The sequence below is a fragment of the [Bacillus] caldolyticus genome (genome assembly GCF_003595605.1).
In the GTDB taxonomy this organism is placed as follows: Bacteria; Bacillota; Bacilli; order Bacillales; family Anoxybacillaceae; genus Geobacillus; species Geobacillus thermoleovorans.
In genome coordinates this window covers 1,870,080-1,894,761 of the sequence record NZ_CP025074.1, presented here as the reverse complement: position 1 = coordinate 1,894,761, position 24,682 = coordinate 1,870,080, and the positions used below count along the sequence as shown (strand labels likewise).

The 24,682-nt window shown below is 51.4% G+C and carries 42 protein-coding genes; 41 read left to right on the top strand and 1 reads right to left on the bottom strand.

The features are described from left to right. Positions 1 to 37 precede the first annotated feature (37 nt). From tuf to CWI35_RS09695, 40 genes are all read left to right on the top strand, one after another. Positions 38 to 1,225: an elongation factor Tu gene (gene tuf, locus CWI35_RS09895; protein WP_011229619.1), complete on the top strand. Its 1,188-nt coding sequence runs from the start codon at positions 38 to 40 to the stop codon at positions 1,223 to 1,225. A gap of 296 nt (positions 1,226 to 1,521) precedes the next feature. Further along, positions 1,522 to 1,830, top strand: a complete 309-nt coding sequence (gene rpsJ / locus CWI35_RS09885; protein ID WP_008881945.1) for a 30S ribosomal protein S10 — start codon at positions 1,522 to 1,524, stop codon at positions 1,828 to 1,830. 20 nt (positions 1,831 to 1,850) lie between these two features. Continuing rightward, positions 1,851 to 2,492 carry a 50S ribosomal protein L3 gene (rplC, locus tag CWI35_RS09880; RefSeq protein ID WP_011229620.1) on the top strand — a complete coding sequence of 214 codons (642 nt, stop codon included), beginning with the start codon at positions 1,851 to 1,853 and terminating at the stop codon, positions 2,490 to 2,492. A 29-nt stretch (positions 2,493 to 2,521) separates the two neighbouring features. Then, entirely contained in the window at positions 2,522 to 3,145 is a 624-nt protein-coding gene (gene rplD, locus CWI35_RS09875) for a 50S ribosomal protein L4 (protein WP_011229621.1), read from the top strand. Further along, positions 3,145 to 3,432: a 50S ribosomal protein L23 gene (gene rplW / locus CWI35_RS09870; protein ID WP_011229622.1), complete on the top strand. Its 288-nt coding sequence runs from the start codon at positions 3,145 to 3,147 to the stop codon at positions 3,430 to 3,432. Before rplD ends, rplW begins: the two co-directional genes overlap by 1 nt. A gap of 27 nt (positions 3,433 to 3,459) precedes the next feature. Next, positions 3,460 to 4,290 (top strand): 50S ribosomal protein L2, encoded by an 831-nt coding sequence (rplB, locus tag CWI35_RS09865; protein ID WP_011229623.1) that lies wholly within the window; start codon positions 3,460 to 3,462, stop codon positions 4,288 to 4,290. A gap of 33 nt (positions 4,291 to 4,323) precedes the next feature. After that, positions 4,324 to 4,602, top strand: coding sequence for a 30S ribosomal protein S19 (gene rpsS, locus CWI35_RS09860; protein ID WP_011229624.1), 279 nt, complete (start codon positions 4,324 to 4,326; stop codon positions 4,600 to 4,602). 18 nt (positions 4,603 to 4,620) lie between these two features. Then, the gene (gene rplV, locus CWI35_RS09855; protein WP_011229625.1) at positions 4,621 to 4,962 is read left to right on the top strand and encodes a 50S ribosomal protein L22; all 342 of its coding nucleotides are present in this window, start codon (positions 4,621 to 4,623) and stop codon (positions 4,960 to 4,962) included. A gap of 3 nt (positions 4,963 to 4,965) precedes the next feature. Then, complete coding sequence (rpsC, locus tag CWI35_RS09850; RefSeq protein ID WP_011229626.1) at positions 4,966 to 5,622, top strand: 30S ribosomal protein S3; 657 nt, start codon at positions 4,966 to 4,968, stop codon at positions 5,620 to 5,622. Between the two features lie 2 nt (positions 5,623 to 5,624). Then, on the top strand, positions 5,625 to 6,050 hold the full coding sequence (gene rplP / locus CWI35_RS09845) for a 50S ribosomal protein L16 (RefSeq protein ID WP_011229627.1): 426 nt from the start codon (positions 5,625 to 5,627) through the stop codon (positions 6,048 to 6,050). Next, on the top strand, positions 6,050 to 6,250 hold the full coding sequence (gene rpmC / locus CWI35_RS09840; protein WP_011229628.1) for a 50S ribosomal protein L29: 201 nt from the start codon (positions 6,050 to 6,052) through the stop codon (positions 6,248 to 6,250). The genes rplP and rpmC overlap by 1 nt, the downstream gene beginning before the upstream one ends. A 24-nt stretch (positions 6,251 to 6,274) precedes the next feature. Next, positions 6,275 to 6,538, top strand: a complete 264-nt coding sequence (gene rpsQ / locus CWI35_RS09835) for a 30S ribosomal protein S17 (protein WP_011229629.1) — start codon at positions 6,275 to 6,277, stop codon at positions 6,536 to 6,538. A gap of 49 nt (positions 6,539 to 6,587) precedes the next feature. Next, positions 6,588 to 6,956, top strand: a complete 369-nt coding sequence (gene rplN / locus CWI35_RS09830; RefSeq protein WP_011229630.1) for a 50S ribosomal protein L14 — start codon at positions 6,588 to 6,590, stop codon at positions 6,954 to 6,956. A gap of 36 nt (positions 6,957 to 6,992) precedes the next feature. Further along, positions 6,993 to 7,304, top strand: a complete 312-nt coding sequence (gene rplX / locus CWI35_RS09825) for a 50S ribosomal protein L24 (protein WP_011229631.1) — start codon at positions 6,993 to 6,995, stop codon at positions 7,302 to 7,304. A gap of 27 nt (positions 7,305 to 7,331) precedes the next feature. Continuing rightward, entirely contained in the window at positions 7,332 to 7,871 is a 540-nt protein-coding gene (rplE, locus tag CWI35_RS09820; RefSeq protein WP_011229632.1) for a 50S ribosomal protein L5, read from the top strand. Positions 7,872 to 7,900: 29 nt separating this feature from the next. Beyond that, positions 7,901 to 8,086: a type Z 30S ribosomal protein S14 gene (locus CWI35_RS09815; protein ID WP_003247599.1), complete on the top strand. Its 186-nt coding sequence runs from the start codon at positions 7,901 to 7,903 to the stop codon at positions 8,084 to 8,086. 33 nt (positions 8,087 to 8,119) lie between these two features. Next, positions 8,120 to 8,518, top strand: a complete 399-nt coding sequence (gene rpsH / locus CWI35_RS09810; RefSeq protein ID WP_012820490.1) for a 30S ribosomal protein S8 — start codon at positions 8,120 to 8,122, stop codon at positions 8,516 to 8,518. Positions 8,519 to 8,550: 32 nt separating this feature from the next. After that, positions 8,551 to 9,087, top strand: coding sequence for a 50S ribosomal protein L6 (gene rplF / locus CWI35_RS09805; RefSeq protein WP_011229634.1), 537 nt, complete (start codon positions 8,551 to 8,553; stop codon positions 9,085 to 9,087). Between the two features lie 33 nt (positions 9,088 to 9,120). Continuing rightward, complete coding sequence (rplR, locus tag CWI35_RS09800; RefSeq protein WP_011229635.1) at positions 9,121 to 9,483, top strand: 50S ribosomal protein L18; 363 nt, start codon at positions 9,121 to 9,123, stop codon at positions 9,481 to 9,483. Positions 9,484 to 9,502: 19 nt separating this feature from the next. After that, positions 9,503 to 10,003: a 30S ribosomal protein S5 gene (gene rpsE, locus CWI35_RS09795; RefSeq protein ID WP_011229636.1), complete on the top strand. Its 501-nt coding sequence runs from the start codon at positions 9,503 to 9,505 to the stop codon at positions 10,001 to 10,003. Positions 10,004 to 10,016: 13 nt separating this feature from the next. Next, positions 10,017 to 10,205, top strand: coding sequence for a 50S ribosomal protein L30 (rpmD, locus tag CWI35_RS09790; RefSeq protein ID WP_014194602.1), 189 nt, complete (start codon positions 10,017 to 10,019; stop codon positions 10,203 to 10,205). A 24-nt stretch (positions 10,206 to 10,229) separates the two neighbouring features. Further along, positions 10,230 to 10,670: a 50S ribosomal protein L15 gene (rplO, locus tag CWI35_RS09785; RefSeq protein WP_011229638.1), complete on the top strand. Its 441-nt coding sequence runs from the start codon at positions 10,230 to 10,232 to the stop codon at positions 10,668 to 10,670. Then, on the top strand, positions 10,670 to 11,962 hold the full coding sequence (gene secY, locus CWI35_RS09780; RefSeq protein WP_119877707.1) for a preprotein translocase subunit SecY: 1,293 nt from the start codon (positions 10,670 to 10,672) through the stop codon (positions 11,960 to 11,962). The genes rplO and secY overlap by 1 nt, the downstream gene beginning before the upstream one ends. A 43-nt stretch (positions 11,963 to 12,005) precedes the next feature. Beyond that, positions 12,006 to 12,659, top strand: coding sequence for an adenylate kinase (locus tag CWI35_RS09775; RefSeq protein ID WP_119877706.1), 654 nt, complete (start codon positions 12,006 to 12,008; stop codon positions 12,657 to 12,659). Beyond that, positions 12,656 to 13,423, top strand: coding sequence for a type I methionyl aminopeptidase (map, locus tag CWI35_RS09770; protein ID WP_015373727.1), 768 nt, complete (start codon positions 12,656 to 12,658; stop codon positions 13,421 to 13,423). The genes CWI35_RS09775 and map overlap by 4 nt, the downstream gene beginning before the upstream one ends. A 95-nt stretch (positions 13,424 to 13,518) precedes the next feature. Then, a complete protein-coding gene (infA, locus tag CWI35_RS09765) occupies positions 13,519 to 13,737 on the top strand; it encodes a translation initiation factor IF-1 (protein WP_011229642.1) in 219 nt (72 codons plus the stop codon). A gap of 36 nt (positions 13,738 to 13,773) precedes the next feature. After that, positions 13,774 to 13,887, top strand: a complete 114-nt coding sequence (gene rpmJ / locus CWI35_RS09760) for a 50S ribosomal protein L36 (RefSeq protein ID WP_011229643.1) — start codon at positions 13,774 to 13,776, stop codon at positions 13,885 to 13,887. A gap of 20 nt (positions 13,888 to 13,907) precedes the next feature. Then, complete coding sequence (gene rpsM, locus CWI35_RS09755) at positions 13,908 to 14,273, top strand: 30S ribosomal protein S13 (RefSeq protein ID WP_015373728.1); 366 nt, start codon at positions 13,908 to 13,910, stop codon at positions 14,271 to 14,273. Positions 14,274 to 14,298: 25 nt separating this feature from the next. Continuing rightward, positions 14,299 to 14,688, top strand: a complete 390-nt coding sequence (rpsK, locus tag CWI35_RS09750) for a 30S ribosomal protein S11 (protein WP_011229644.1) — start codon at positions 14,299 to 14,301, stop codon at positions 14,686 to 14,688. A gap of 150 nt (positions 14,689 to 14,838) precedes the next feature. Beyond that, positions 14,839 to 15,783: a DNA-directed RNA polymerase subunit alpha gene (locus CWI35_RS09745; protein ID WP_011229645.1), complete on the top strand. Its 945-nt coding sequence runs from the start codon at positions 14,839 to 14,841 to the stop codon at positions 15,781 to 15,783. A gap of 100 nt (positions 15,784 to 15,883) precedes the next feature. After that, positions 15,884 to 16,246 (top strand): 50S ribosomal protein L17, encoded by a 363-nt coding sequence (rplQ, locus tag CWI35_RS09740; protein ID WP_011229646.1) that lies wholly within the window; start codon positions 15,884 to 15,886, stop codon positions 16,244 to 16,246. A gap of 117 nt (positions 16,247 to 16,363) precedes the next feature. Then, positions 16,364 to 17,203 (top strand): energy-coupling factor ABC transporter ATP-binding protein, encoded by an 840-nt coding sequence (locus CWI35_RS09735; RefSeq protein ID WP_011229647.1) that lies wholly within the window; start codon positions 16,364 to 16,366, stop codon positions 17,201 to 17,203. Next, positions 17,179 to 18,051 carry an energy-coupling factor ABC transporter ATP-binding protein gene (locus tag CWI35_RS09730; RefSeq protein WP_011229648.1) on the top strand — a complete coding sequence of 291 codons (873 nt, stop codon included), beginning with the start codon at positions 17,179 to 17,181 and terminating at the stop codon, positions 18,049 to 18,051. Before CWI35_RS09735 ends, CWI35_RS09730 begins: the two co-directional genes overlap by 25 nt. Then, positions 18,044 to 18,841, top strand: coding sequence for an energy-coupling factor transporter transmembrane component T family protein (locus CWI35_RS09725; RefSeq protein ID WP_011229649.1), 798 nt, complete (start codon positions 18,044 to 18,046; stop codon positions 18,839 to 18,841). The genes CWI35_RS09730 and CWI35_RS09725 overlap by 8 nt, the downstream gene beginning before the upstream one ends. Positions 18,842 to 18,853: 12 nt before the next feature. Beyond that, on the top strand, positions 18,854 to 19,630 hold the full coding sequence (gene truA / locus CWI35_RS09720; RefSeq protein ID WP_011229650.1) for a tRNA pseudouridine(38-40) synthase TruA: 777 nt from the start codon (positions 18,854 to 18,856) through the stop codon (positions 19,628 to 19,630). Positions 19,631 to 19,809: 179 nt separating this feature from the next. Next, a complete protein-coding gene (gene rplM, locus CWI35_RS09715) occupies positions 19,810 to 20,247 on the top strand; it encodes a 50S ribosomal protein L13 (RefSeq protein ID WP_011229651.1) in 438 nt (145 codons plus the stop codon). Positions 20,248 to 20,267: 20 nt separating this feature from the next. Beyond that, positions 20,268 to 20,660 (top strand): 30S ribosomal protein S9, encoded by a 393-nt coding sequence (rpsI, locus tag CWI35_RS09710; protein ID WP_011229652.1) that lies wholly within the window; start codon positions 20,268 to 20,270, stop codon positions 20,658 to 20,660. A gap of 119 nt (positions 20,661 to 20,779) precedes the next feature. After that, positions 20,780 to 21,220 carry a YbaK family protein gene (locus CWI35_RS09705; RefSeq protein ID WP_011229653.1) on the top strand — a complete coding sequence of 147 codons (441 nt, stop codon included), beginning with the start codon at positions 20,780 to 20,782 and terminating at the stop codon, positions 21,218 to 21,220. Positions 21,221 to 21,286: 66 nt separating this feature from the next. Continuing rightward, positions 21,287 to 22,003 (top strand): N-acetylmuramoyl-L-alanine amidase CwlD, encoded by a 717-nt coding sequence (cwlD, locus tag CWI35_RS09700; RefSeq protein ID WP_011229654.1) that lies wholly within the window; start codon positions 21,287 to 21,289, stop codon positions 22,001 to 22,003. A gap of 194 nt (positions 22,004 to 22,197) precedes the next feature. Then, positions 22,198 to 23,214: an Mrp/NBP35 family ATP-binding protein gene (locus tag CWI35_RS09695; RefSeq protein WP_011229655.1), complete on the top strand. Its 1,017-nt coding sequence runs from the start codon at positions 22,198 to 22,200 to the stop codon at positions 23,212 to 23,214. A gap of 85 nt (positions 23,215 to 23,299) precedes the next feature. Here the strand turns inward: CWI35_RS09695 and gerD are convergent, their stop codons facing one another. Next, the gene (gerD, locus tag CWI35_RS09690) at positions 23,300 to 23,926 is read right to left on the bottom strand and encodes a spore germination lipoprotein GerD (RefSeq protein ID WP_014194611.1); all 627 of its coding nucleotides are present in this window, start codon (positions 23,924 to 23,926) and stop codon (positions 23,300 to 23,302) included. A 149-nt stretch (positions 23,927 to 24,075) separates the two neighbouring features. Between gerD and CWI35_RS09685 the strand changes: the two genes are divergently transcribed. Next, positions 24,076 to 24,675 carry a KinB-signaling pathway activation protein gene (locus tag CWI35_RS09685; RefSeq protein WP_011229659.1) on the top strand — a complete coding sequence of 200 codons (600 nt, stop codon included), beginning with the start codon at positions 24,076 to 24,078 and terminating at the stop codon, positions 24,673 to 24,675. Positions 24,676 to 24,682: the final 7 nt, after the last annotated feature.

Here is a 24,682-nt window from a genome sequence, read left to right as displayed (position 1 = left end):
ATAAATTCATATCTTACTTTTAAGGAGGATATCTCTCATGGCTAAAGCGAAATTTGAGCGCACGAAACCGCACGTCAACATTGGCACGATCGGCCACGTTGACCACGGGAAAACGACGTTGACAGCTGCGATCACGACGGTTTTGGCGAAACAAGGGAAAGCCGAAGCAAAAGCGTACGACCAAATCGACGCTGCTCCGGAAGAGCGTGAACGCGGGATTACGATTTCGACGGCGCACGTCGAGTATGAAACAGATGCTCGCCACTATGCGCACGTTGACTGCCCGGGCCACGCTGACTACGTCAAAAACATGATCACGGGCGCGGCGCAAATGGACGGCGCGATCCTTGTTGTCTCGGCGGCTGACGGTCCGATGCCGCAAACGCGCGAACACATTCTTCTCTCCCGCCAAGTCGGTGTTCCGTACATCGTTGTATTCTTGAACAAATGCGACATGGTGGACGACGAAGAATTGCTTGAACTTGTTGAAATGGAAGTTCGCGATCTTCTCTCTGAATACGACTTCCCAGGCGATGAAGTGCCGGTCATCAAAGGTTCGGCATTAAAAGCGCTTGAAGGCGACCCGCAATGGGAAGAAAAAATCATTGAACTGATGAATGCGGTTGACGAATACATCCCGACGCCGCAACGTGAAGTGGACAAACCGTTCATGATGCCAATCGAGGACGTCTTCTCGATCACGGGCCGCGGTACGGTTGCAACAGGCCGTGTTGAACGCGGTACGTTGAAAGTTGGCGACCCGGTTGAAATCATCGGTTTGTCGGATGAGCCGAAAACGACGACCGTTACGGGTGTAGAAATGTTCCGCAAACTTCTCGATCAAGCGGAAGCTGGCGACAACATCGGTGCGCTTCTCCGCGGCGTATCTCGTGATGAAGTCGAGCGCGGCCAAGTATTGGCGAAACCTGGTTCGATCACGCCGCACACGAAATTCAAAGCGCAAGTATACGTCCTGACGAAAGAAGAAGGCGGACGCCATACTCCGTTCTTCTCGAACTACCGTCCGCAATTCTACTTCCGTACGACGGACGTAACGGGCATTATCACGCTTCCGGAAGGCGTCGAAATGGTTATGCCTGGCGACAACGTTGAAATGACGGTGGAACTGATCGCCCCGATCGCGATCGAAGAAGGTACGAAATTCTCAATCCGCGAAGGCGGCCGTACGGTCGGCGCTGGCTCTGTATCGGAAATCATCGAGTAATCACGGCAAAAAAGGGTGTCCAGCAATGGACATCCTTTTTTTGATGCCATCTTGACCGTCAGATTGGCGGCTGTGTTGAAAACGGGATGGCGGCTATGTATAATAGAAGAAGTGTGGGAAAAGCAAAGAAATCACTTGCAATCTTGCTTACATACCAGTATAATATCAAATGTTGGTCTTTGACTGCGATGAAGCGGAAGGTTGCTGACACACCCGGCCGCTTTGCCACGGCGGTGTGCAGGAAATTTCCGTGGAGAAGTCTATTTTCAAAATAGGCGAAGAAGGAGGGAAACCAAATGGCAAAAGAAAAAATTCGCATTCGTTTAAAAGCTTACGATCATCGAATTTTAGACCAATCGGCGGAGAAAATTGTGGAAACCGCAAAACGTTCCGGGGCAAAAGTGTCGGGGCCGATCCCGCTGCCGACGGAAAGAACGGTGTATACGATCTTGCGCGCCGTTCATAAGTACAAAGACTCCCGTGAACAATTCGAAATGCGGACGCATAAACGTTTGATCGACATCATCAACCCGACTCCGCAAACGGTTGATTCGTTAATGCGTCTCGATTTGCCGTCGGGCGTTGATATTGAAATTAAACTTTGATCGACTGGGAGGTGTGACACATGACGAAAGGAATCTTAGGAAGAAAGATCGGTATGACGCAAATATTTGCGGAAAATGGCGATTTGATTCCGGTAACCGTCATCCATGCGACGCCGAACGTCGTCCTGCAAAAGAAAACGATCGAAAACGACGGTTACGAAGCGATCCAATTAGGTTTTGAAGATATTAGCGAAAAACGCGCCAATAAACCGCAAATTGGCCATGCTGCCAAAGCTAACACGGCACCTAAGCGCTTCATTCGTGAAATCCGCGGCGCCAACATCGATGAATATGAAGTTGGCCAAGAAGTGAAAGTTGACATTTTCAGCGAAGGCGAAATTGTCGATGTCACGGGCATTTCGAAAGGGAAAGGTTTCCAAGGGGCGATCAAACGCCACGGTCAATCACGCGGACCAATGGCTCACGGTTCCCGTTATCATCGCCGTCCGGGTTCGATGGGGTCCATCGCGCCAAACCGCGTTTTCAAAACGAAAAACTTGCCGGGCCGCATGGGCGGTGAGCGCGTGACGATCCAAAACTTGAAAATCGTGAAAGTGGATCCGGAGCGCAACTTGCTGCTCATTAAAGGCAATGTGCCGGGTCCGAGAAAAGGCTTAGTCATCGTCAAAAGCGCCGTGAAAGCGGCGAAGAAGGCGAAATAACATCCGGCCAAGAAAGGAGGAACTACGTAATGCCAAAAGTAGCATTATACAACCAAAACGGTCAGACGGTCGGCGAAATCGAGTTGAACGACGCCGTTTTTGGGATTGAACCGAATAAGCATGTGTTGTTTGAAGCAGTGATTATGCAACGCGCCTCGATGCGTCAAGGAACGCATAAAACGAAAAACCGCGCTGAAGTGAGCGGCGGCGGCCGCAAGCCATGGCGCCAAAAAGGGACAGGACGCGCCCGTCAAGGTTCGATTCGCGCTCCGCAATGGCGCGGCGGCGGTACGGTCTTTGGTCCAGTTCCGCGCAGCTACAGCTACAAACTTCCGAAAAAAGTTCGCCGTTTAGCGATCAAATCGGCATTGTCTTCGAAAGTGCTCGAAAACGACATCGTTGTATTGGATCAATTGTCGCTTGAAGCACCGAAGACGAAGGAAATGGTCAAAATTTTAAACAATCTCTCAGTGGATCGGAAAGCACTCATTGTGACCGACGAGCTGAATGAGAATGTATATCTGTCGGCGCGCAACATTCCAGGCGTCAAAGTGGTGGCAGCCAACGGCATCAATGTGCTCGATGTGCTCAACCATGACAAACTCGTCATTACGAAGGCGGCCGTGGAGAAAGTAGAGGAGGTGCTTGCATAATGAAAGACCCCCGCGACATTATTAAGCGCCCCATCATCACGGAAAATACAATGAATTTGATCGGGCAAAAAAAATATACGTTTGAGGTCGACGTCAAAGCGAACAAGACGGAAGTGAAAGACGCCGTCGAGAAAATTTTTGGCGTTAAAGTAGCCAAAGTGAACATCATGAACTATAAAGGGAAATTTAAACGCGTCGGCCGCTACAGCGGCTATACGAACCGCCGCCGCAAAGCGATCGTCACGCTGACGCCGGACAGCAAAGAGATCGAACTGTTTGAAGTGTAACATAAACGATGAAGGAGGGACATTCCGATGGCGATCAAGAAGTACAAACCGACATCGAACGGCCGTCGCGGCATGACGGTGCTTGATTTCTCGGAAATTACGACGGATCAGCCAGAAAAATCGCTGCTTGCTCCGTTAAAGAAAAAGGCGGGCCGCAACAATCAAGGGAAAATTACGGTGCGCCATCAAGGCGGCGGCCATAAACGCCAATATCGGATTATCGACTTTAAACGCGACAAAGACGGAATTCCAGGACGCGTTGCTACGATTGAATACGATCCGAACCGTTCTGCCAATATCGCGCTCATCAACTATGCAGACGGTGAAAAACGCTACATTATCGCGCCGAAAAACTTGAAAGTCGGCATGGAAATCATGTCCGGTCCGGATGCGGACATTAAAATCGGCAATGCGCTTCCGCTTGAGAACATCCCAGTCGGTACGCTCGTCCACAATATTGAGCTGAAACCGGGCCGCGGCGGACAATTGGTGCGTGCAGCTGGTACGTCGGCGCAAGTGCTCGGGAAAGAAGGAAAATACGTCATCGTTCGTTTGGCTTCCGGCGAAGTGCGCATGATTTTAGGCAAATGCCGTGCAACGGTTGGTGAAGTCGGCAACGAGCAACACGAACTTGTCAACATCGGGAAAGCAGGACGCGCCCGCTGGTTGGGGATTCGCCCGACAGTTCGCGGTTCGGTTATGAACCCGGTTGACCATCCGCACGGCGGTGGTGAAGGGAAAGCGCCAATCGGACGCAAATCGCCGATGACGCCATGGGGCAAACCGACGCTTGGATACAAAACACGCAAAAAGAAAAACAAATCGGATAAATTCATCATCCGTCGCCGCAAGAAATAATGAACGAGCGCAATTCAGAAGGGAGGTTCACTTATGGGTCGCAGCTTGAAAAAAGGTCCGTTTTGCGATGAGCATTTGATGAAAAAAATCGAAAAACTGAATGCAACAGGGCAAAAACAAGTGATCAAAACGTGGTCTCGCCGTTCGACGATCTTCCCGCAGTTTGTTGGGCATACGATCGCGGTGTACGATGGCCGCAAACATGTTCCGGTCTACATCACGGAAGACATGGTCGGGCACAAACTCGGCGAATTTGCGCCGACGCGCACGTTCCGCGGCCATGCTGGCGATGACAAGAAAACGAAACGGTAATGAGAGGAGGTTCTAGATATGCAAGCCAAAGCTGTTGCAAGAACCGTTCGCATCGCTCCTCGTAAAGCGCGCTTAGTCATTGACTTGATTCGCGGGAAAGAAGTGGGCGAAGCGTTCGCTATTTTGCGCCATACACCAAAAGCAGCTTCCCCGATCATTGAGAAAGTGTTGAAATCAGCAGTCGCCAACGCTGAACACAACTATGACATGGACGTCAACAACTTGGTCATTACTCAAGCGTATGTCGACGAAGGCCCGACGCTGAAACGGTTCCGTCCGCGCGCCATGGGACGGGCAAGCGCCATTAACAAACGCACAAGCCATATTACGATCGTCGTTTCAGAAAAGAAGGAGGGATAATCCGTGGGTCAAAAGGTCAACCCGATCGGTCTGCGCATCGGCATCATTCGTGACTGGGAATCGAGATGGTATGCGGAAAAAGACTATGCAGATCTGTTGCACGAAGACTTGAAAATCCGTGAATACATTAGCAAACGCCTGCAAGACGCGGCCGTCTCCCGCGTGGAGATTGAACGGGCAGCCAACCGCGTCAACGTAACGATCCATACCGCCAAACCGGGCATGGTCATCGGGAAAGGCGGTTCGGAAGTGGAAGCGCTCCGCAAAGCGCTCGCGCAATTGACCGGTAAACGCGTCCATATCAACATTGTAGAAATCAAAAAACCGGACTTGGATGCACGTCTTGTTGCTGAAAATATCGCTCGTCAGCTTGAAAACCGCGTATCGTTCCGCCGGGCGCAAAAACAAGCGATCCAACGTGCGATGCGCGCTGGGGCGAAAGGGATCAAAACGATGGTATCCGGCCGTTTGGGCGGGGCTGACATCGCTCGTTCGGAGCATTACAGCGAAGGGACGGTTCCACTCCATACGCTGCGCGCTGACATTGACTATGGAACAGCAGAAGCCGATACGACGTACGGAAAAATCGGCGTGAAAGTATGGATTTATCGTGGAGAAGTCCTTCCGACCAAGAAAAAAGCTGAGGAAGGAGGAAAATAATCATGTTAATGCCAAAACGCGTCAAATATCGCCGTGAACATCGCGGACGGATGAAAGGCCGGGCGAAAGGCGGCACGGAAGTTCATTTCGGTGAATTTGGGTTGCAAGCATTAGAATCAGCTTGGATTACGAACCGGCAAATCGAAGCAGCCCGTCGGGCGATGACCCGTTACATGAGACGGGGCGGGAAGGTATGGATCCGCATTTTCCCATCCAAACCGTATACGGCAAAACCGCTTGAAGTGCGGATGGGTTCTGGTAAAGGGGCGCCGGAAGGCTGGGTCGCCGTTGTCAAACCAGGCAAAGTGATGTTTGAAGTGGGCGGTGTTTCTGAGGAAGTGGCACGTGAAGCATTGCGTCTCGCTTCTCACAAACTTCCGATCAAATGCAAATTTGTAAAACGTGAAGAAACTGGTGGTGAAGCGTAATGAAAGCGAAAGAAATCCGTGAGTTGACCACTGCCGAGATCGAACAAAAAATTAAAGCGTTGAAGGAAGAATTGTTCAACCTTCGCTTCCAACTGGCCACAGGTCAATTGGAAAACACGGCGCGCATCCGCCAAGTGCGCAAAGACATCGCCCGCATGAAAACGATTATTCGCGAACGTGAGCTCGCTGCCAATAAATAATGTGTTTGAGAGGAGGTTTGTGGAATGAGCCAACGCAATCAACGCAAAGTGTACGTCGGGCGGGTTGTATCGGACAAAATGGACAAAACGATCACCGTGTTGGTCGAAACGTACAAAAAACATCCGCTGTACGGCAAACGCGTGAAATATTCGAAAAAATATAAGGCGCATGATGAACATAACATCGCTAAAGTCGGCGATATCGTGAAAATTATGGAAACTCGCCCGCTGTCGGCCACAAAACGCTTCCGCTTAGTGGAAGTCATCGAAAAAGCGGTTGTTCTGTAATCGTTCTTCACTTAGTTCGGAGAGATAATTCCGAAAGGAGGTTTCGTCGATGATTCAACAAGAATCTCGCTTGAAAGTAGCTGATAACTCTGGTGCACGCGAAGTGCTTGTCATTAAAGTGCTCGGAGGCTCGGGTCGCCGCTATGCGAACATCGGCGACGTCGTTGTGGCGACGGTCAAAGATGCGACACCAGGTGGCGTTGTTAAAAAAGGTCAAGTCGTGAAAGCAGTTGTTGTTCGTACGAAACGCGGGGTGCGCCGTCCGGACGGCTCGTACATCCGCTTTGACGAAAACGCCTGCGTCATCATCCGTGATGACAAAAGCCCGCGCGGCACGCGGATTTTCGGACCGGTTGCCCGTGAATTGCGCGATAAAGACTTCATGAAAATCATTTCTTTAGCTCCGGAAGTTATTTAATGGAACGGAACAGCGTTTCAAGGAGGTGCGAATGCGATGCATGTAAAAAAAGGCGATAAAGTGCAAGTAATCTCCGGCAAAGACAAAGGCAAGCAAGGCGTCATTCTAGCGGCGTTTCCGAAGAAAAACCGCGTCATCGTCGAGGGCGTCAATATTGTGAAAAAGCATGCGAAACCGTCGCAAGCGAACCCGCAAGGCGGCATCATTGAGAAGGAAGCGCCGATCCACGTTTCGAAAGTCATGCCGCTCGACCCGAAAACGGGTGAACCGACGCGCATCGGCTATAAAATTGTCGATGGCAAAAAAGTGCGCTATGCGAAAAAATCCGGCGAGATTTTGGATAAATAACCGTGACGCAGGAAGGGAGGTACTTTTATGAACCGCCTGAAAGAGAAGTATTTAAACGAAGTCGTACCTGCTCTCATGAGCAAGTTCAACTATAAATCGATCATGCAAGTGCCAAAAATCGAAAAAATCGTCATCAACATGGGTGTCGGCGATGCGGTGCAAAACCCGAAAGCATTAGACAGCGCCGTTGAAGAGCTGACGCTGATCGCCGGTCAGCGTCCGGTGGTAACGCGTGCGAAAAAATCGATCGCCGGCTTCCGTCTTCGCCAAGGGATGCCGATCGGTGCGAAAGTGACGCTGCGCGGCGAACGGATGTATGAGTTTCTCGATAAGTTGATTTCGGTCTCGCTTCCGCGCGTGCGCGACTTCCGCGGCGTATCGAAAAAGTCGTTTGACGGCCGCGGCAACTATACGCTCGGCATTAAAGAACAGCTCATTTTCCCTGAGATTGACTACGATAAAGTGAACAAAGTGCGCGGCATGGACATCGTGATCGTCACAACGGCCAACACGGATGAAGAAGCTCGTGAACTGCTGGCGTTGCTCGGCATGCCATTCCAAAAATAATGATCCCATAACGCAAGGGAGGCGAAATCGTGGCTAAAAAATCGATGATCGCGAAACAAAAACGGACGCCGAAGTTTAAAGTGAGAGCGTACACCCGTTGCGAGCGCTGCGGCCGCCCGCACTCGGTCTATCGAAAATTCAAATTGTGCCGTATTTGTTTCCGTGAGCTCGCATACAAAGGTCAACTTCCAGGCATCAAAAAAGCCAGCTGGTAATCAACCCATTGATTGGGAAGGAGGTAAAACATAATGGTGATGACAGATCCAATTGCTGATATGCTGACTCGCATCCGCAATGCGAATATGGTGCGTCACGAAAAGCTCGAAGTCCCGGCTTCGAAAATCAAGCGGGAAATCGCGGAAATTTTAAAGCGCGAAGGGTTTATTCGTGATTATGAATATATCGAAGACAACAAACAAGGCATTCTCCGCATCTTCTTGAAATACGGTCCGAACAACGAACGTGTCATTACCGGGCTGAAACGCATCAGCAAACCGGGGTTGCGCGTTTACGTCAAAGCCCATGAAGTGCCGCGCGTCCTGAACGGCTTAGGGATCGCGATTCTTTCGACATCGCAGGGCATCTTAACAGACAAAGAAGCACGGCAAAAAGGCACGGGCGGCGAAGTAATCGCCTACGTTTGGTAATCTATCTGCTCAAGAATGGAGGTGTTTTTGACATGTCACGTGTCGGCAAAAAACCAATTGAAATTCCTGCCGGTGTCACCGTTACGGTCAACGGCAACACGGTTACGGTCAAAGGGCCGAAAGGGGAGCTGACCCGCACGTTCCATCCAGATATGACGATCACGGTTGAGGGCAATGTCATCACGGTTACGCGTCCAAGCGATGAAAAACATCATCGCGCGCTCCATGGCACGACGCGCAGCTTGCTTGCCAACATGGTCGAAGGCGTTTCGAAAGGTTATGAAAAAGCGCTCGAACTCGTTGGTGTCGGGTACCGGGCGTCGAAACAAGGGAAAAAGCTTGTATTGAGCGTCGGTTATTCTCATCCGGTAGAAATTGAGCCGGAAGAAGGGCTTGAAATTGAAGTGCCATCCCAAACGAAAATCATCGTCAAAGGGGCAGACAAACAGCGCGTCGGCGAACTGGCCGCCAACATTCGCGCGGTTCGTCCGCCAGAGCCGTATAAAGGCAAAGGCATCCGCTACGAAGGTGAGCTTGTGCGCCTGAAAGAAGGCAAAACTGGTAAATAACGCGGCATAGCGAAGCGAAAGGAGTGACATTCGATGATCACGAAAGTGGACCGAAACGCGGTTCGGAAGAAAAGACACGCGCGCATCCGCAAAAAAATCTTCGGCACGGCTGAACGTCCGCGGTTGAGCGTGTTCCGTTCAAATAAACATATTTACGCGCAAATTATCGATGATACAAAATCGTCAACGATCGTCAGCGCCTCGACGTTGGACAAAGAGTTTGGCTTAGATTCGACGAACAACATTGAGGCAGCGAAAAAAGTCGGCGAACTTGTCGCCAAACGTGCATTGGAAAAAGGCATTAAAAAAGTCGTGTTCGACCGTGGCGGGTATTTATATCACGGACGGGTAAAAGCATTGGCAGACGCCGCCCGCGAAGCCGGCTTGGAATTCTAATTACAAAGGAGGGACAACGATGCGTCGTATCGATCCAAACAAACTTGAATTGGAAGAGCGTGTAGTCGCGGTCAACCGTGTAGCAAAAGTCGTGAAAGGCGGACGTCGCCTGCGCTTTTCAGCTCTCGTCGTCGTCGGCGATAAAAACGGCCATGTCGGATTTGGCACCGGAAAAGCACAAGAGGTTCCAGAAGCGATCCGCAAAGCGATTGAAGATGCGAAGAAAAACTTAATTGAAGTGCCGATCGTCGGCACAACGATTCCGCATGAAGTCATCGGCCATTTCGGTGCCGGGGAAATCATTTTGAAACCCGCTTCCGAAGGTACCGGGGTCATCGCTGGGGGTCCGGCGCGTGCTGTATTAGAGCTGGCGGGCATCAGCGACATCTTGTCGAAATCGATCGGTTCAAACACGCCAATCAACATGGTGCGCGCAACGTTTGATGGACTGAAACAATTAAAACGCGCCGAAGACGTAGCGAGATTGCGCGGCAAAACAGTCGAGGAACTGTTAGGATAAGGAGGGAACGATCATGGCAAAAAAACTGGCGATTACCCTCACGCGCAGCGTGATTGGCCGTCCGGAAGACCAACGCGTTACCGTCAGAACGCTCGGCCTGCGAAAAATGCACCAAACGGTCGTCCACAATGACAATCCTGCAATCCGCGGGATGATCAACAAAGTGGCCCACCTTGTCAAAGTCAAAGAAATTGAAGAATAATGAATCATAAGGAGGTGCTTTGCCATGAAACTTCATGAATTGCAACCAGCGCCGGGATCTCGAAAGAAAGCTGTGCGCGTCGGCCGCGGGATCGGTTCGGGCAACGGCAAAACGTCCGGCCGCGGTCAAAAAGGTCAAAATGCCCGCTCGGGTGGAGGAGTTCGTCTTGGGTTTGAAGGCGGTCAAACTCCGCTGTTCCGCCGTTTGCCGAAACGAGGATTTACGAACATCAATCGGAAAGAGTATGCTGTTGTGAATCTGGAAAAACTGAATCGTTTTGAAGACGGAACGGAAGTGACGCCGGAATTGCTTCTTGAGACGGGCGTCATCAGCAAGTTGAAATCGGGCGTGAAAATTTTGGGCAAAGGCCAAATCGAGAAAAAGCTGACGGTCAAAGCGCATAAGTTCTCGGCATCGGCGAAAGAGGCCATTGAGGCGGCTGGCGGTAAAACTGAGGTGATTTAATGTTTCGGACAATCTCCAACTTTATGCGCGTCAGTGATATTCGAAACAAAATTATTTTCACTCTTCTTATGTTGATCGTGTTCCGCATTGGAACGTTCATCCCTGTTCCGGGCGTGAACGCGGATGTGTTAAAACTGCAAGATGAATTGAATGCATTCGGCGTCCTGAACATTTTCGGCGGCGGGGCGCTGCGAAACTTTTCGATTTTTGCCATGGGGGTTATGCCCTATATTACGGCATCGATTATCGTCCAGCTGCTGCAAATGGACGTTGTTCCCAAATTTACGGAGTGGTCGAAGCAAGGCGAGGTAGGCCGGCGTAAATTAGCTCAGTTTACCCGCTATTTCACGGTCGTGCTCGGGTTTATCCAAGCCATCGGCATGTCGTACGGCTTTAACAACTTGGCTGGCGGGATGCTCATTCGAAATCCGGGCATCGGCACGTATTTGCTGATCGCGGTTGTCTTGACCGCCGGCACCGCATTTTTAATGTGGCTCGGCGAACAGATCACCGCGAAAGGCGTGGGCAATGGCATTTCGATCATTATTTTCGCCGGGATTGTCTCAGGCATTCCGACGGTCTTGAACCAAATTTACGCTCAACAGTTTGAAAATGTCGGGGAAGATGTGTTTTTGCGCATCGTCCGGCTCCTGCTTGTGGCGTTGGCGGTCGTTGCCGTCATCGTTGGTGTCATTTACATTCAGCAGGCGTTCCGGAAAATTCCGATTCAATACGCGAAGCGGCTTGAGGGCCGAAGCCCGGTGGGCGGCCACTCGACTCATTTGCCGCTCAAAGTGAACCCAGCGGGAGTCATTCCGGTCATTTTCGCTGTATCGTTTTTGATTGCACCACCGACCATTGCATCGTTTTTTGGCACGAATGATGTAACATTGTGGATTCGCCGAACGTTTGATTATACGCACCCGGTTGGGATGATCATTTACGTCGTGCTCATCATCGCGTTTACGTACTTTTATGCGTTTGTTCAAGTCAATCCGGAGCAGATGGCGGACAACTTGAAAAAACAAGGCGGCTACATCCCAGGTATTCGCCCTGGGAAAAACACACAAGAGTACGTGACGAGAATTTTATACCGGCTGACGCTGGTCGGATCAATCTTTTTGGCGGTTGTCGCTGTGCTGCCGGTGTTCTTCGTGAACGTTGCCAACTTGCCGTCTTCCGCACGAATCGGCGGTACGAGCTTGCTTATTGTCGTCGGCGTGGCGCTTGAGACGATGAAGCAGCTTGAGAGCCAGCTGGTGAAACGCCATTACCGTGGATTCATCAAATAAAGAAGGCAAGAACGGACGTCCCTTGCCGATAGGGGGAGTTAGGATGAATTTAGTGCTGATGGGGCTGCCGGGTGCCGGCAAAGGCACGCAGGCCGAGAAAATCGTAGCGGCTTACGGTATTCCGCACATTTCAACGGGCGATATGTTTCGGGCGGCGATGAAGGAAGGAACGCCGCTAGGGCTTCAAGCGAAGCAATATATGGACCGCGGCGACCTTGTGCCGGATGAGGTGACGATCGGCATCGTCCGCGAACGGCTGAGCAAAGAGGATTGCCAAAATGGTTTTTTGCTCGATGGATTCCCGCGCACGGTCGCCCAAGCAGAAGCGCTTGAGAGGTTGCTTTCGGAAATCGGGCGCAAGCTTGACTATGTCATCCATATCGACGTTCGCCAAGAGGTCTTAATGGAGCGCCTGACCGGCAGACGTATTTGCCGCAACTGCGGAGCAACGTACCATCTCGTTTTTCATCCGCCGGCGAAACCGGGCGTATGCGATAAATGCGGTGGCGATCTGTACCAGCGCCCCGATGATAATGAAGCAACGGTGGCCAATCGGCTTGAGGTGAATATGAAACAAATGAAGCCGCTCCTCGATTTTTACGAGCAAAAAGGCTATTTGCGCCACATTAACGGCGAACAGGAAATGGAAAAGGTGTTTGCTGATATTTGTGAAGTGCTCGGGGGACTTGCTCGATGATTCGTTGCAAAACCGCGCAGGAAATTGCTTTGATGCGCGAGGCGGGAAAAATCGTTTCCCTTACATTGAAAGAATTGCAAAAGCACATTCGTCCCGGGATTACAACAAAGGAACTGGACGCCATCGCGGAGGAAGTGATTCGTTCCCATGGCGCCATTCCGTCGTTTAAAGGGTATCAAGGGTTTCCAGGGAGTATTTGCGCCTCGGTGAATGAAGAGCTTGTGCACGGGATTCCCAGCGGCCGTGCATTGCGGGAAGGCGATATTATTACGATCGATGTCGGCGCGCAGTATGAAGGCTATCACGCCGACTCCGCTTGGACGTATCCGGTTGGGGAGATCGACGCCGAGACGAAACGGTTGCTTGACGTGACAGAGCAATCACTGTACGTCGGGCTCGCCGAGGCAAAACCGGGCGCTCGTTTAACGAACATTTCCCATGCGATTCAAACGTATGTCGAAGCGCATCACTTTTCCGTTGTTCGCGAGTATGTCGGGCATGGAATTGGTCAACACTTACATGAAGACCCGCAAATCCCACATTATGGGCCACCGAACAAAGGACCGATTTTGCGGCCAGGGATGGCGCTGTGCATCGAACCGATGGTCAATGCCGGCAGCCGTTACGTGAAAACGTTGGCCGACGATTGGACCGTCGTCACGGCCGATGGAAAACGGTGCGCCCATTTCGAACATACGATTGTCATTACAGAAGATGGCTATGAAATTTTAACACATGGTGGAAATGAATCTCCCACTTCATAAGTGGGAAGGGGTAAACGTCTTCTCGATCATCATGGATATCACGTTCGGTTTTGCGCAACACAATGTTACTCATTCGAAGGAGGGAGAGCCGCTCGATGGCGAAAGATGATGTAATTGAAGTGGAAGGCACCGTCATCGAAACATTGCCAAATGCGATGTTTCGTGTAGAATTAGAAAATGGGCACACGGTGTTGGCTCATGTATCCGGCAAGATCCGCATGCATTTCATTCGCATTTTGCCTGGCGACCGGGTGACGGTGGAGCTGTCGCCGTATGATTTGACGCGTGGACGGATCACGTATCGATATAAATAAAAGGAATGCACTCCGTTCAATAGGGAGGTAAACAACATGAAAGTAAGACCATCTGTCAAACCGATTTGCGAAAAATGCAAAGTTATTCGCAGACGGGGCAAAGTCATGATCATTTGCGAAAATCCGAAACATAAACAACGCCAAGGGTAATTTCTAAGGAGGTGTATCATATGGCACGCATTGCAGGTGTCGATATTCCGCGTGATAAACGGGTCGTCATTTCGTTAACATACATTTATGGGATCGGCAAACCGACAGCACAAAAAATCTTAAAAGAAGCTGGCGTATCGGAAGACACGCGCGTCCGCGACTTAACGGAAGAAGAGCTTAGCCGCATTCGTGAGATCGTCGGCCGCTTAAAAGTAGAAGGCGATTTGCGCCGTGAAGTATCGCTGAATATTAAACGCTTGATGGAGATCGGCTGCTATCGTGGTCTTCGCCATCGCCGCGGATTGCCGGTTCGCGGCCAAAACACGAAAAACAATGCCCGCACCCGCAAAGGTCCGCGCCGCACGGTAGCGAACAAGAAAAAATAATTACGCAAAGGAGGTCATTTGACGAATGGCACGCAGAACAAACACTCGTAAACGCCGGGTAAGAAAAAATATTGATACAGGCATCGCCCATATCCGTTCAACGTTCAACAACACGATCGTGACGATTACGGATGTTCATGGCAACGCCATTGCTTGGGCGAGCGCTGGTTCGCTGGGGTTCAAAGGTTCGCGCAAATCAACGCCGTTTGCGGCGCAAATGGCGGCTGAAGCAGCAGCGAAAGCGTCGATGGAGCATGGCATGAAAACGGTCGAAGTGAACGTCAAAGGTCCGGGGGCTGGCCGCGAGGCAGCGATCCGTGCATTGCAAGCAGCCGGGTTGGAAATTACGGCGATCAAAGACGTCACTCCAATCCCGCACAATGGATGCCGTCCGCCAAAACGTCGCCGCGTGTAACGCCCCTGTATAGAATTTGCACCATTGTCAATAATGGGATATGATAAAGACCATGGCAGGCAAGCGTAAAGAGAGATTCATGGGGGAATGTTGTTAGGCGTGTACCGTTTGATCGGGGTCTCGACGTTTTGAAGGAGGGTATAATAATCGATGATTGAAATTGAAAAGCCGAAAATTGAAACGGTCGAACTGAGCGAAGATGCCAAATATGGCAAATTCGTCGTCGAACCGCTTGAGCGTGGATATGGTACAACCTTAGGGAACTCCTTGCGTCGTATCCTATTGTCTTCACTCCCTGGTGCAGCTGTAACATCGGTGCAAATCGACGGCGTCTTGCATGAGTTTTCAACGATTGACGGCGTCGTTGAAGATGTGACAGCTATCATTTTGAATATCAAAAAACTAGCGTTGAAAATTTATTCAGACGAAGAGAAAACGTTGGAGATTGATGTGCAGGGTGAAGGAGTTGTCACGGCTGCCGATATCACTCACGACAGCGATGTAGAAATTTTAAACCCGGACCTTCATATCGCGACGCTGGCGGAAGGCGGCCGCCTGCGCATGCGCATGACCGCCAAGCGGGGGCGCGGATATGTTCCTGCTGAGGCGAATAAGCGCGAAGACCAGCCCATCGGCGTCATTCCGATCGATTCCATTTATACGCCGGTCTCCCGAGTTTCCTATCAAGTCGAGAATACAAGGGTCGGCCAAGTGACGGACTATGACAAGCTGACCATTGATGTGTGGACGGATGGAAGCATTGGGCCGAAAGAGGCCATTTCCCTTGGAGCGAAAATTTTAACGGAGCACTTGAACATTTTTGTCGGCTTGACGGATGAGGCGCAAAATGCGGAGATCATGGTCGAGAAAGAGGACGATCAAAAAGAAAAAGTGCTCGAAATGACGATCGAGGAACTCGATCTTTCGGTTCGTTCCTACAATTGCTTGAAGCGGGCCGGCATCAACACTGTTCAAGAACTGACGCAAAAAACGGAAGAAGATATGATGAAAGTGCGCAACCTCGGCCGCAAGTCGCTTGAGGAAGTAAAAGCGAAACTGGCTGAGCTTGGCCTCAGCCTGCGCAAAGACGACTAAGTGCCGGCCTCCGCCGGCAAGCCGGAAACACACTTTCACCATATTGCTTTGATGATGGCCACCATGAGGAACACATCACTTTAAAAGGGAGGGACATTTGATGTCGTACAGAAAATTAGGACGCACGACTTCGCAACGAAAAGCACTGCTTCGCGACTTGGCAACAGACTTAATCATCAACGAACGCATTGAAACGACGGAAGCGCGGGCGAAAGAACTGCGCTCGGTCATGGAAAAAATGATTACGCTCGGCAAACGCGGCGATTTGCATGCCCGCCGCCAAGCAGCGGCATTCATCCGCAAGGAGGTCGCCAACAGCGAAACCGGCCAGGATGCGTTGCAAAAGCTGTTCAGCGACATTGCGCCGCGCTACCAAGATCGCCAAGGCGGCTATACGCGCATTATGAAACTTGGTCCTCGCCGCGGTGACGGGGCGCCGATGGTCATTATTGAACTCGTGTAACGGTTTCATTTCAACAAGGGCGAGACAGTTTCGTTTGAACTGGATCTATGCCCTTTTTTTGTTTACCATCATTTAGCAGGCTGCGTTTGCAACGCGGCGAAGCAAGGGGAAACGATCATGGCCGAACCAATCTTGTCGATCGAGGGAGTGTCCTTTCGCTATCCAAATCAATCCGACTATGCGGTGCAAAACGTCAGCTTCACGGCCGAGCGCGGGGAGTGGTTAGCGATCGTCGGCCATAACGGATCCGGCAAATCGACCATCGCTCGGATGCTGATCGGCTTGCTTCGGCCGGAGCGGGGCGCCATTCGCTTGTTTGGACGCCTTTTGAACGACGCAACCGTTTGGGAGGTGCGCCGCCGCGTCGGCCTTGTGTTCCAGAACCCGGACAACCAGTTTGTCGGTGCGACCGTGGAAGACGACATCGCTTTTGCCCTTGAAAACAACGGCATTCCGCGCTTGGAAATGGTCGAGCGCATTCGCGAGGCCATTCGCCAAGTCCATATGGAGCCGTTTCTCCATTATGAGCCGCACCGGTTGTCTGGGGGGCAAAAACAGCGCGTCGCCATCGCTGGCATTTTGGCGCTCCGCCCCGATATGATCATTTTGGACGAAGCGACATCGATGCTTGACCCGCGTGGAAGGGAAGAAGTGCTTGAGACGGTGCGCCGCCTGAACCGCCAGCAGCGCATTACCGTCTTGTCAATTACCCATGATTTGGAAGAGGCAGCGAAGGCGGACCGTCTCATTGTGATGAACAAAGGCGAAGTGATGGCAGAAGGGACGCCGGAGCAAATCTTTCGGCTCGGAAGCAAGCTCGAGCGCATCGGTCTTGATTTGCCGTTTGCCGTGAAAATGGGCAGTCGCTTGCGGGAACAAGGCATTCCGCTTCGGGCTGGATATTTCACGACAGAGGAGTTGGTCGAGGAGCTATGGACATTGTATTCGAAAAAGTAGAGCATGTGTACAACGCCCGTTCACCGCTTGCCCGTCGGGCGCTCTATGATGTCAATGTCGCAATCCGAAGCGGGGCGTACGTTGCCGTGGTTGGGCATACGGGCTCAGGAAAATCGACCCTCCTTCAGCATTTAAACGGGTTGCTGCAGCCGACAAGCGGCGCGGTGAAGATCGGCGAAGAGACGATCACGAGCCATAAGCGGCCAAAGCAGCTGAAACCGCTGCGCAAAAAGGTCGGGGTCGTCTTCCAGTTCCCGGAGCACCAGTTGTTTGAAGAAACGGTGGAGAAAGATATTTGTTTTGGCCCGCTCAATTTTGGCGTGCCGGAAGACGAGGCGAAGCGGAAGGCGCGGGAGCTCATTAAGCTCGTCGGATTGAGTGAAGACGTATTGGCGAAATCGCCGTTTGATTTGAGCGGAGGGCAAATGCGGCGCGTCGCCATCGCCGGCGTGCTCGCGCTTGAACCAGAAGTGCTCGTGCTCGATGAACCGACCGCGGGCCTTGATCCGCGCGGGCGCAAAGAGATGATGGAGATGTTTTATCGCCTCCATCGTGAGAAGCAGTTGACAACCGTTCTCGTCACCCACAGCATGGAAGATGCAGCTCGGTACGCTGATGAAATCATCGTCATGCATGAAGGAACGGTATGGGGCCACGGAACGCCGGAAGAGATGTTTCGCGACGCTGACAAACTGGCTGCCATCGGTTTGAGTGTGCCGGAAACGGTCAAATTGAAACAGCAGCTCGAAAAGCGGTTCGGCGTTGTCATTCCGTCGCCATGCTTGACGTTGGAACAGACAGCGGAAGCCATCCAGCAATTGTTCTCCAAGGTGAGCGTCCATGACTAATCATTTGATTATCGGGCAATATGTGCCTGGTCATTCCGTCATTCATCGCTTAGACCCGCGCGCCAAACTATTGATCGTGTTTGCTTACGTCCTGATCGTCTTTTTGGCGAACAATGCGGCGACGTATGCACTGCTGTCGCTGTTTGCGTTTGCCTTTGCAGCTCTGTCTCGCATCCCGTTTTCGTTCATTGCCCGCGGCTTGAAACCGATTTTATGGGTCGTTTTGTTTACATTGCTGTTGCATCTATTCATGACGAAAGAAGGAGACGTCATCTACCAAATCGGTGCGCTCTCTGTATATGAAGGCGGCATCAAGCAAGGGGTCTTTATTTCCCTAAGGTTTTTGCTCCTTGTATTGATGACGACGATGTTGACGTTGACGACGACGCCGATTGAAGTGACCGACGGCGTCGAAAGTTTGCTCGGGCCGCTCAAAAAGATGCGCGTTCCTGTCCATGAGCTCGCCTTGATGATGGCCATTTCGCTTCGATTCATTCCAACATTGATGGAAGAGACGGAAAAAATTATGAAAGCACAGGCGGCTCGTGGTGTTGATTTTTCTGGCGGCCGTTTTTCCGAACGGATGAAAGCCATTGTCTCACTGCTTGTGCCCCTGTTTATCAGCTCGTTCAAACGAGCCGATGAGCTGGCGACAGCCATGGAGGCGCGCGGCTACCGCGGCGGGGAAGGGCGGACGAAATTCCGCCAGCTCGCTTGGAAGCCGGTGGACATCGCGTTTTTAGCGGCTGTGGCGCTGCTGGCCGTATTGCTTTGTTTATTACGCTCATAGCGGAGGAAGGCCATGACACAACGGATCAAATGCATCATCGCCTATGATGGCACCCACTTTTCCGGCTACCAAATCCAGCCGGGAAAGCGGACGGTGCAAGGCGAGTTTGAGGAAGTGCTTCGGCGGATGCATAAAGGGACAAAAGTGCGTGTGGCGGCTTCCGGAAGGACGGATGCCGGCGTTCATGCCTATGGGCAAGTGATCCACTTTGATACGCCGCTTTCCCTTTCCTCGGAGCAGTGGAAAAAGGCGTTGAACGCCCAGCTGCCGGATGATATCGTCGTTCGCTTTGTACAGGAGGCCGATGCAGACTTCCACGCCCGTTTTTCGGCGAAAGCGAAAGAATACCGCTATAAAGTATGGACGGCTGCCGAGCGCGACGTGTTTCGCCGCCATTATTGCGCATGGCATCCATATTCGCTTCATATCAGCGCGATGAACGAGGCGCTTCGTTTGCTTCATGGAACGCACGATTTTACAAGCTTTTGTTCCGCAAAAACGTCGATCGAAGACCGGGTGCGCACCATGTATCGGGCTGAAGTGAAGGCCGACGGCCCGATGCTCGAGTTTCGGTTTGTCGGCAGCGGCTTTTTGTACAACATGGTGCGCATTATCGTTGGCACGGTGTTGGAGATCGGCCAAGGGAAGCGTTCTCCCGCCGACATTTCGACACTGCTTGCGGCGAAAGATCGGCGCCTCGCTGGTCCAACCGCGCCGGCCGAAGGGCTGTATTTATGGCGCGTATACTATGAGGATGAATGTTTGGTTCACTCATTGGTGGATGGCTGATGGTTTTCTCCGGCTTTTTAAGACAACGAGTCCTTGTGTAACATCTTCTTGACATTGGCGCGCCGGCAAGCTATTATATCATATGGCATGTATTTTCCACGATTAGCCCCGGACCATAATCGTGTTGAAATAAACGACCATTTTGTTTGTTCATTTTTTTATTTTAGGAGGGAACTGCATTGCGTACGACTTATATGGCGAAACCGAATGAAGTAGAGCGTAAATGGTACGTTGTCGACGCAGCTGGCAAAACGTTAGGCCGCTTAGCCAGCGAAGTAGCGGCGCTGTTGCGCGGCAAACATAAACCGACGTTCACTCCGCACGTTGATTGCGGAGATCACGTCATCGTCATCAATGCGGACAAAGTCGAACTGACTGGGAAAAAGTTGACGAAAAAACTGTACTATCGCCACAGCTTATATCCGGGTGGCTTAAAAGTAAGAACAGCGCTGGAAATGCGTACGAACTACCCGGAACAAATGATCGAACGTGCGGTGCGCGGCATGCTTCCAAAAGGCAGCCTTGGCCGGCAAATGTTCAAAAAGTTGCACGTTTACCGTGGAAGCGAACATCCGCATCAAGCACAAAAACCAGAAGTGTATGAACTTCGCGGATAATCATAAGGGAGGGTATGATTTTGGCACAAGTACAATATTACGGCACAGGTCGTCGCAAAAGCTCGGTCGCCCGTGTCCGCCTTGTCCCGGGCGATGGCCGCATCATTGTCAATAAGCGTGACATTCGCGAGTACATCCCGACGGAAGCGCTCATCGAAATGGTAAAACAGCCGCTCGTATTGACGGAAACGCTTGGCAGCTACGACGTTTTGGTGAATGTCCAAGGCGGCGGATTTGCCGGCCAAGCCGGTGCGATTCGCCATGGCATCGCCCGTGCGTTGCTTGAAGTCGATCCGGAATTCCGCACGGTGCTGAAACGGGCCGGTTTGCTGACGCGCGATGCTCGCGTTAAAGAACGCAAAAAATACGGGCTCAAAGGCGCCCGCCGCGCTCCGCAATTCTCGAAACGTTAATCGCGTGATGTTCCAACCCAGCCGATTTGGCTGGGTTTTTTGCTTATTTCTGCCTTTCGCCCGCGCGTATGATTGTGAGCGATCGTTAGACACTACATCGTAAAGGAGCGTGAAAGACGATGACAGTCATCACTTCATTGGCGGAAAAAAGGCAGGAAAAGCAGCTTCGCTATGAACGGAACATGTTGCGCGAACTGTCGCTTGAGAAATTACGGACCAAAGCGCTTGAGCACTTTGTTCCGTTTTATACGGCGTATCGGATGTTCCCATCCGTTGTTGAGGAAGGCTGTATTGATCTGGCCATTGAAGCGTATTTGCTCGGCGCTCGCTACAGCCGATTCGGCTATTATGGGGAGCCGGCGGCCAGCGTACGTTGTCGATGTGCTCAAGAAGAAAAATATTTGATCGATACGCTGTTTGATTTTCTTTGCTTTTGGGGCAATATCGACAACGATTTCCTCAGCCAGTCGCTGTATGACGCGTGTGAACAATATATCGGCAACTGGTGGACGGAAGGATTTGAGCGGGGCAAAAAACGGCGTCGTCTAAAACTTCGCTGAATGAGTTCTATTCCCGCGCCTTGTCCCATATAAGATAGAGAAGGGAAACGTGCGGGAGGAGAAACAATGAGAGAAAAATGGAAGTGGCTGGTCGCTTTTGCTGCCGTCGCCCTTATGAGCACTTTGCTATTTCCGTCTTTATTTTCCGATTTGACATCAACAAAACCATGGAATCTCCCATTATCGGGGAGAATCATCGTATTGGACCCCGGCCATGGTGGGCCGGACGGCGGCGCCGTCGGTGGCGAGGCGGTGGAAAAGGACATCGCGCTCAACGTGGCGAAAAAGCTGCGCGATTATCTGCAGCAGCAAGGGGCGCTCGTCCTGATGACGCGCGAGACGGATCGGGACTTGGCCAGCCCGTCCACACGCGGCTACAGCCGACGGAAAACGGAGGATTTGCTCGAACGAACGGCTTTCGTCAATCGATCGAATGCCGATCTTTTCATCAGCATCCATCTCAACGCCATCCCGTCGCCGCGTTGGCGAGGAGCGCAGACGTTTTATTACGGGTCGTTCATCGAAAACGAGCGGCTGGCGAGATTTATCCAAGCGGAATTGCGGCGCAATTTGGAGAACACCCATCGACTGGCAAAAATGATTGATACCGTCTATTTGCTCAAGCATGCAAAAATCCCCGGCGCGCTTGTCGAGGTTGGGTTTTTGTCGAATCCCGATGAGCGAGAGCTGCTTGTGTCTGATGGCTACCAAACGAAGCTGGCCGCCTCGATTTATAAAGGAGTGCTCCGCTATTTTTCCAATGAACATACGCCTCGCGAGTAGCGGGGATTTTTTAAGGTCGGAACAGAGGAGACAGACAGCCGACCGGCCTTGTTTCGCCAAAAGGAATTAGAAATTCCCCCCTTTTCAACCGCGGGGACGTGCGGGAGCAAGTCAAACATGGCGGCCGTCTGCCGATTTATGGTATGATAACACGTAGAAATGACCATTGATTTGCAAAAGGGTTGGTGAATACGATGTTGACGGAAACTGAAGTGCGCGCCATTCTTGAAAAGATGAAAGATCCCTTTTTAAACAAAACGTTTAAAGAGACGAATGCCATCCAAGAAATCAAAATTAAGGAAGAGAAAAACCATGTCAGCGTGAAAATCGCGCTCGCCAAAACCGGAACGCCCGAGCAGCTTCGCGTGCAAACGGCGATCGTCGAGCAGCTGAAAGACGCGGGCGCTGCGACGGTCGGGCTGCGGTTCGCCGAACTGCCGCGCGACGTGGTGGAGAAATATAGCGAAAACAAGCAAAAAACGACGTATATCGCCATTGCCAGCGGCAAAGGTGGAGTCGGCAAGTCGACCGTTTCCGTCAATTTGGCGGTCGCGCTCGCCCGGCTCGGCAAAAAAGTCGGGTTGATTGACGCGGACATTTATGGGTTCAGCGTTCCGGACATGATGGGAATCACCGAGCGCCCGACGGTGAGGGGCGACAAAATCATCCCGGTCGAACGGTTTGGCGTAAAAGTCATTTCGATGGCCTTTTTCGTCGAGGACAACGCCCCGGTCATTTGGCGCGGCCCGATGCTTGGGAAAATGTTGAACAACTTTTTCAAAGAGGTCGAATGGGGAGACTTGGATTACTTGCTGCTTGACTTGCCGCCTGGTACGGGCGACGTCGCCTTGGACGTCCATACGCTCTTGCCGTCGTGCAAAGAAATTATCGTCACGACTCCGCATCCGACCGCTGCGTTTGTCGCTGCCCGCGCTGGGGCAATGGCGTTGCGCACCGAACATGAAATTATCGGCGTGATCGAAAATATGTCGTACTACGAGAGCCGGAAAACAGGGGAGCGGGAGTATGTCTTCGGCAAGGGTGGCGGAGAAAAGCTGGCCAAAGAGCTGCAAACCGAGCTGTTAGGGCAGCTGCCGCTTCAGCAGCCGGATTGGAACGACGACGACTTCGCTCCGTCCGTTTACGCAGAAGATCATCCGATCGGGAAAATTTATATGGATATCGCCCGCAAAATCGTTGCAAAATATTAATCGGTTTCACAAAAAGCGTCCGATGGCGAGAAACCGCCGATTAGAGCGTTGGCGGTTTTCAGCGCACGGACGCTTTTTTGCTTGATTAACCTCCTCCGCCTTGTTGGTTGCCGGTGCTTTCTTCTCCCTCTCCCCCTTCCCCTCCGCCTTCTTCTTGTTTTTCTCCGCCTTGCTGAACCTTTTCAGCTGCTTTCATCAACATATCTTGAATTTTCGCCTGATACAGCGGGCTGTTCAACGTTTCCGTGATCACCTTTTGCAAATGCTGGCGGAACTCTTTGCTTTTTAAGACATCGACCATGGCTTTTTCCATTTCTGGATCTTTTAAAATATCGATCATCAGCGCCTGGTAATCGGGATCTTTCATGAGCGCCTTCATCATTTTTTCATGTTCTGCTTGCAGCCCTTTGGCAAAACTTTCAGCGAATTTCGGGTCTTTTAACGCACTTTCCCAGAACTTTTTTCCTTGATCGGATGTCAGCATTTGTTGCAGCGTTTCTTTTACAGCTTTTTGATCTATGACTAGTTGCTGCTTCATCTGATCTTCCGACATAATATCTTGAATCGCCTTTTTCCCCTCGTCGGTTTTTAAAATGTCAACAACCATCTTTTTCGTTTCGTCATAATCCGGGGGAGGGGGGCTGATTTCTTGAGGGGCACAGGAACCAAGAACGAGAAAACTGAGCAAGAGGAGCGGTAGGCATTTGTTCATGAAAGTGAGCTCCTTTCTGCAAAAATCCCTCACCCTTAATATGAATGTTGGCGAAAAAAATATACATGGGGGAGATCGGAGCTGGCTTTTTCACAAGGGCGCTGGTAAAATGGTAAGCGGGTTATGCTGAAATGATGGAGGATGAAGCTGTGAACAGCCGCAAATGGGTGCGTTTATTTTTATCGACGCTGCTGATCGGCGGCATCGCCACGGCGGCCGTCGGCATTGTGTTCAACTGGGAAGAATTCGGGCGCTTGCTGTTGCGCCTGGAAATGGTCGAATTTATGGCTGTTTTGTTATGGCATATCGGTGTTGGCTTTATTTTCAGCGTCATCAGTCAGGCGGGGTTTTTTGCTTATTTAACCGTCCACCGGTTCGGGCTTGGCATCTTCCGTTCGCTATGGAACGCTGTGCAGGTTGTTTTGATCATGTTCGTGCTGTTCGATTTAGTGTATTTCCGCTACATGGCGTTTGCGGACAAGGGCGATTCAATCATTCCGTATCTATTGACCGCATTGTTCATTTTGGTGGTTGGTCTCGTTGTTGCCTACGTCAAGAGCGCACAGACGAACAAAGGGGCGTTCGTTCCGGCTTTGTTCTTTATGGTCGTCGTTACGGTCATTGAATGGTTTCCCGTGTTGCGCATCAACGACCGTGATTGGCTGTATTTGATGTTGATTCCTTTATTAGTATGCAATGCATACCAGCTTCTTATACTGCATAAATTGACAGGCAGCGCGAAACAATAAAGAAAGC